Source organism: Pseudarthrobacter oxydans (genome assembly GCF_013314975.1).
GTDB lineage: Bacteria > Actinomycetota > Actinomycetes > Actinomycetales > Micrococcaceae > Arthrobacter > Arthrobacter oxydans.
Window position 1 is genome coordinate 1 of the sequence record NZ_JABTYH010000079.1, and the last position, 1,299, is coordinate 1,299.

Genomic DNA, 1,299 nt, shown 5'->3' on the forward strand with positions numbered 1-1,299 from the left:
CGGTTGCGGTGACGGTGGCGATGGCGTTTTCGAAGCGTTCGAGGCCGGTGGTGATTTCTTCGGCGGTGACGATGAGGGCGGGGATGAGGCGGACGACGTTGCCGGCGGGTCCGCAGGTGAGTGTGAGCAGGCCGTGGTTGGTGGTGGCCTGTTGGACTGCTGCTGCGGTTGCGGCGTCGGGGGTGCCGTCTTCGGTGGTGAATTCGATGCCTTGCATCAGGCCTTTGCCGCGCACGTCGCCGATGACGGGGAAGCGGGCCTGGATGTCTTTGAGTCCGGTCTGGAGCTGCTCGCCGCGGATCCGGGAGTTCTCGACGAGCCCTTCGTCGCGGACGACATCGAGGGTGGCGACGCCGGCGGCGGCAGAGACAGCGTTCCCGCCGTAGGTTCCGCCCTGGGACCCGGGCCAGCCTTTGGACATCAGTTCGGTGGAGGCGGCTATGGCGGAGATCGGGAACCCGGAGGCGATGCCCTTGGCGGTGATCAGGATGTCCGGGGTTGCGGTGGAGTACTGGTGTCCCCAGAACTTGCCCATCCGGCCCACGCCTGCCTGGACTTCATCGAAGATCAGCTGGATGCCGTGCCGGTCGGCGCGTTCGCGCAGTCCTTCCAGGAACGCCGCCGGGGTGGGCAGGTATCCGCCGTCACCGAGGGCCGGTTCGATCAGGAACGCTGCAGTATCGTTAGGCGCGGTCCGGGTCTGGAACAGGTAGTCCAGTTCCTTCAACGCGAATTCCACCGCGGCCGCCTCATCCCAGCCGTAGCGGTAGGCGTACGGGAAGACGGACATGTGCACCCCGGACATCAGGGGGGAGAAACCGGCAGAGAACTTCGTTCCGGCAGTGGTCAGCGACGCCGCCGCCACAGTCCGGCCATGGAAACCGCCCTGGAACACGACAATGTTCGGCCGGCCCGTGGCCATCCTCGCCAAGCGGATCGCGGCCTCAACGGCCTCCGATCCGGAATTGGCGTAAAACACCGAATCCAGGCCTTCGGGCAGTACCTCACCAAGCTTCTCGGTCAGCGCCAGCAAGGGCTTGTGCATCACCGTGGTGTACTGGGCGTGGATGATCTTCCCCACCTGCTCGCGGGCAGCCTCCACTACCCGCGGATGGCAATGACCCGTGCTCGTCACACCGATGCCGGTAGTGAAATCAAGATACGACTTTCCATCAGTCGCATGAATCCAGCTGCCAAGGGCATGATCAACAACCAGCGGGGTCGCTTGCTTCAGAAGAGGGCTAAGAGAAGTCATGCATCCAATGATGCGCATCACATCATCCTATTGTCAACAATCGG

2 protein-coding genes are annotated in these 1,299 nt (G+C 63.8%); one reads left to right on the forward strand and one right to left on the reverse strand.

From position 1 onward, the window contains the following. Positions 1-1,186 (reverse strand): aspartate aminotransferase family protein (locus HTS88_RS21940; protein ID WP_343045052.1); only part of this gene is annotated, 1,186 nt, incomplete at its 3' end. Here HTS88_RS21940 and HTS88_RS22475 point away from each other — a divergent pair. Further along, positions 1,112-1,299 (forward strand): hypothetical protein (locus HTS88_RS22475; protein WP_343045053.1); only part of this gene is annotated, 188 nt, incomplete at its 3' end. The two genes, HTS88_RS21940 and HTS88_RS22475, sit on opposite strands and share 75 nt — an antisense overlap.